Source organism: Ensifer sp. SSB1 (genome assembly GCF_016652895.1).
Lineage (GTDB): Bacteria > Pseudomonadota > Alphaproteobacteria > Rhizobiales > Rhizobiaceae > Ensifer.
In genome coordinates this window covers 1-3,655 of the sequence record NZ_JAEPRP010000323.1, presented here as the reverse complement: position 1 = coordinate 3,655, position 3,655 = coordinate 1, and the positions used below count along the sequence as shown (strand labels likewise).

8 protein-coding genes and 1 pseudogene are annotated in these 3,655 nt (G+C 63.9%); all 9 read left to right on the top strand.

Annotated elements, in window-relative coordinates; all coding sequences use genetic code 11:
- On the top strand, positions 1 to 248 hold a 248-nt coding region (locus I8N66_RS36690), incomplete at its 5' end, for a hypothetical protein (protein ID WP_291165378.1).
- Between the two features lie 229 nt (positions 249 to 477).
- A pseudogene (locus I8N66_RS37665) lies at positions 478 to 660 on the top strand (helix-turn-helix domain-containing protein); the annotation flags it as partial.
- 318 nt (positions 661 to 978) lie between these two features.
- Positions 979 to 1,257 carry a hypothetical protein gene (locus tag I8N66_RS36685; protein WP_291165376.1) on the top strand — a complete coding sequence of 93 codons (279 nt, stop codon included), beginning with the start codon at positions 979 to 981 and terminating at the stop codon, positions 1,255 to 1,257.
- Positions 1,241 to 2,008, top strand: coding sequence for an ATP-binding protein (locus I8N66_RS36680; protein ID WP_291165374.1), 768 nt, complete (start codon positions 1,241 to 1,243; stop codon positions 2,006 to 2,008). The genes I8N66_RS36685 and I8N66_RS36680 overlap by 17 nt, the downstream gene beginning before the upstream one ends.
- Before the next feature lie 38 nt (positions 2,009 to 2,046).
- Positions 2,047 to 2,370 (top strand): hypothetical protein, encoded by a 324-nt coding sequence (locus I8N66_RS36675; RefSeq protein WP_291165372.1) that lies wholly within the window; start codon positions 2,047 to 2,049, stop codon positions 2,368 to 2,370.
- Positions 2,367 to 2,717 carry a hypothetical protein gene (locus I8N66_RS36670; RefSeq protein ID WP_291165369.1) on the top strand — a complete coding sequence of 117 codons (351 nt, stop codon included), beginning with the start codon at positions 2,367 to 2,369 and terminating at the stop codon, positions 2,715 to 2,717. The genes I8N66_RS36675 and I8N66_RS36670 overlap by 4 nt, the downstream gene beginning before the upstream one ends.
- Complete coding sequence (locus I8N66_RS36665; RefSeq protein WP_291165366.1) at positions 2,714 to 2,917, top strand: hypothetical protein; 204 nt, start codon at positions 2,714 to 2,716, stop codon at positions 2,915 to 2,917. Before I8N66_RS36670 ends, I8N66_RS36665 begins: the two co-directional genes overlap by 4 nt.
- 314 nt (positions 2,918 to 3,231) lie before the next feature.
- Positions 3,232 to 3,456 carry a hypothetical protein gene (locus I8N66_RS36660; protein ID WP_291165363.1) on the top strand — a complete coding sequence of 75 codons (225 nt, stop codon included), beginning with the start codon at positions 3,232 to 3,234 and terminating at the stop codon, positions 3,454 to 3,456.
- A 1-nt stretch (position 3,457) separates the two neighbouring features.
- The coding region (locus I8N66_RS36655) for a hypothetical protein (RefSeq protein ID WP_291165360.1) at positions 3,458 to 3,655 on the top strand (198 nt) is incomplete at its 3' end.

Genomic DNA, 3,655 nt, shown 5'->3' with positions numbered 1-3,655 from the left:
TTGTGACTGAGAATCAACGAGAGTTGGTCCGCCAGAAGCTGCCGGAGATGCGCACCCCCGAGTGGAAGGTCCTGGCGAAGGCGACGGGCGTCCCGTATGGGACGATTTACAACATTGCCTACGTAAACCGGTCGAAAGATCCGGGCTACGCCAACGTATACGCTCTGTATACGCACCTGAAAGCGAAGCGTAAGCCATACCTGCAGCGCCCGCGCTCAGTGGAAACCCCGGAAACCGTTGTCGCATAGCCGATAATATGCATAAACGGTTTACGGAATAGGCATATAAGCGTAAACTGTGTTCGTGGCCTCACTCCCATAGGACCACAGTCCAAGCCCGAGCGCCTTTGCAGGGTGCTCGGATCACGCTTACACAAATGCGCTCGCGGAGGGGCTGCGTCACCGGCAACGGCCGCACCCCGAATTTGTGCGGGGCTGCAAAGCTCCCTCTCCGCGAGCGCGGAGGAAGAACCTTCGCATGAGCACCCTCATCATGGCCGCATGCTGGCCTTTGCAGCAGATGAGCCCGGCGCAGAAGTCCGTGCTGATTTCGCTCGCCGACCAGGCAAACGACGATGGTGTCTGCTGGCCTGGCGTCGAGAAAATCTGCATGCGTACATGCCTATCCGAGCGAGCAGTCCGTGACGCACTGACCTGGCTGGAAGCAGTCGGGGTCATTCACCGCCAATTCAGGCACAACACTAGTACCAGCTACACGATATCGCCCAGCCGATACAACCCTGCCGGGGCGCCGCCGAAGCGTGAGCGCCGCAGGCCAGATCCCGACGACCCTGTCGCGCTGGAAACTGGCGCCCCCCCTGCAGATGGCGCACCTGGTGCAAATGGCGCACCCCCACCGGCAGATGGCGCACCTCGGCCGGCAAATGGCGCACCTCCAGGGGTGCAAATGGCGCACCCTAACCGTAAGGGAACCTTCTTAGAACCTACAGAGGAACCGTCAGAGACGCGCGGCTCGCGCTTGGCGAAGGACTGGACGCTGCCGGAAGACTGGCTCGTGTGGGCTGTGGGCAAGCAGCCGACGTGGAGCCCGGCCCATGCGATGAACGTTGCCGAGCAGTTCCGCGATTACTGGGTCGCCGTACCGGGCGCCAAGGGGCGCAAATCGGACTGGGAGGCCACCTGGCGCAACTGGGTCCGCCGTGAGGGCGCGGCCGGCGGCCAGGCCCGCAAGCCGCAGCAGCAATCGTTCTCCGATGTCGACTACCGCAAGGGCCTGAGCGATGACGGCGGCTTTTAAGGTCGACAAGGGCACGCGGCCCGGCACGTGCGAGAAGCACGGCGCCTTCGAGGAGCAGGGCGTCTCGTACTTTGGTCGACCAATGATCTGGCACGGCTGCCCGGAATGCGGGCGTGCTCGCGCCGATGCCGAGCTGGCGGTCGAGAACGAGAAGGCCGAGCGCGAGCGGCAGGCGAAACTCGAAACCCGGCTTCAGCAGGCGGGAATCCCCATGCGATTCCGCGACCGGACGCTCGACAGTTTCGACGCAGAGACCGACGGCCAGCGGATAGCGTTGCGCAAGGCTCGCCAGTTCGTTGAGGATTTCGCGCGCCACCAGGCGGCCGGCACGACCGTCGTGTTCATGGGTGCGCCCGGCACCGGCAAGAGCCATCTCGCTATCGCTATCGCCCAGGCCGTAATGGTGCAGACGACCGTGCTGTACGCCAATGCGCTCGACATGATCCGGATGGTGCGCGACACCTGGCGCCGCGACTCGAAGATGTCCGAGCGCGAGGTGCTGGAAATGCTCGGGTCCGTCGGCCTGCTGGTGATCGACGAGGTCGGCGTGCAGTATGGGACAGACGGGGAGCAGGTGATCATGTTCGACGTGATCAACCGGCGGTACCGCGACCTGCATCCGACGATCCTGCTATCGAATCTCGACCGTGATGGCCTGCGGGCCTATCTCGGAGAGCGGAGCTTCGATCGATTGCGGGAGGGCGGCATAGTCGTCCCGTTCGATTGGGAGTCCTACAGGGGTAGGCGGTAACGCTCGCCCATCAATATGCATAAATGGCTGGAGTGAACATGGAAGCTACAGGTGCAGAACTGCGGGACGCCGGCATCGAGCGGGCGACCGACAACGCGGAGGCCGCCGCGCCCGGCTGGGCCGACCAGGCGCTCGATTACGTGAAGTGGTTCGCCAAGCATGGTGGCCGCTTCAAGGCAGAGCACGTGCGCGACTATGCGACGAAGCAGGGCTTGCCGAACCCGCCGCACGCGCGGGCATGGGGCGGCGTGATCCGCCGGGCCGCGACGATGGGGCTGATCAAGCGTGTCGGCTTCGCGTCGTGCGCCAATCCGTCCGCACACTGCGCGCCCGTGGGCGTTTGGGTGGGGGTGTCTCAATGAGCGCGTTTAGCGAATACGTGACAGGGACGGCTTTCAACCTGTCGCTTTCCCGCCGGCAGATCGAATGCCTGTGTCAGATCGACCAGTACGGCGGCGCGTGGGTGTCGCTGAATACCTTCGGCGCCCTGGTGTCGAAAGGGCTGTGCGAGCGCGTGCCCGGCGAGGAGCTGGCGCAATACCCGCGCGTGCAGATGACGGAAGCCGGCCGCGCCGTGATTCCGCTACTGAAGCTGGCCGGCGTCTACATCAAGTACCCGGAGATGCCGGCGCCCGCGGAACTGCCCGAGATCGAGGTGAAACCGAAGTTTCGTGCCGGGCCGCTGGTGACATTGAAGGAGCCAACATGATCGCACTCGACGAAGCAGGCATGCCGCTGCTGGCCGTGTCGACCGGTGGATCGTTCGACCTGCCACGCTGGCAGAGCTGCGCCCACCCCGAGCACGAGCCGCCCGGCCTGCTGTATATCCCCGCAGGGCAGGGGTACCGGCATGTGTGCCCAGGTTGCGGCGCTGCGCGCGTGCTCACCAGTCCGTCGAGCACGCTCTGACCCGCAGAAATACTCCGGTACATAAATATGCATAAATGCCTTGACACGTAGCCGCGCGTCACTACAATAGCCATAAATGCATAACGCAACACGCAAGGGGATGAAAGATGGCTGTTTACCACGCTCGCAGGAACAATCGTCCGCTGTGCGGCGCGACCGGAAACGCAAAGGGTTTCCATGCTGTGGCGGTCAGCCCGAAGGAATGGAACGCATTGGACGAAAGCAAGCGCTGCAAGCGTTGCGCCGAATCGATTCGTAAGGCGAAGCAAGCCTAAACCACAACCCGCCCGCTACGGCGGGCACCGGATGAAATCATGAAGACCCTGATCCAGAAACTGACCCGCGCCGTCGCCACCACCATGCGCGAAATCCTGAAGCCGTACCGCGTGGTCGTGAAGGGCAATGCCTTCGACGGCCACTCGCACCGCGCCTGGTCGTTCGACGACGCGCTGACCTGGGCGAAGTTCTACCCGCGCAACCTGGCTGGCGAGATTACTGTCACCACCCGCTTCGGTCGTTTCGTCGGCCGCGTGCGCTGAAGTGGCCGGCAACAAGAAGCCCCGGAAGAAGTACGACCCGGTGCGCGCGACGCGCCGGGCGGTGCAGGTGCAGGAAGCGGAGACGCGGCGGAAGGTGCTGGCGTCGCCCGTGACGGATGAGTACGCAGCGCCGATGGAAATGGCAGTGCTGACGGCGCTGGAGGAAATGCGCAAGGGCAGTGCCACGCCGAACGAGTGG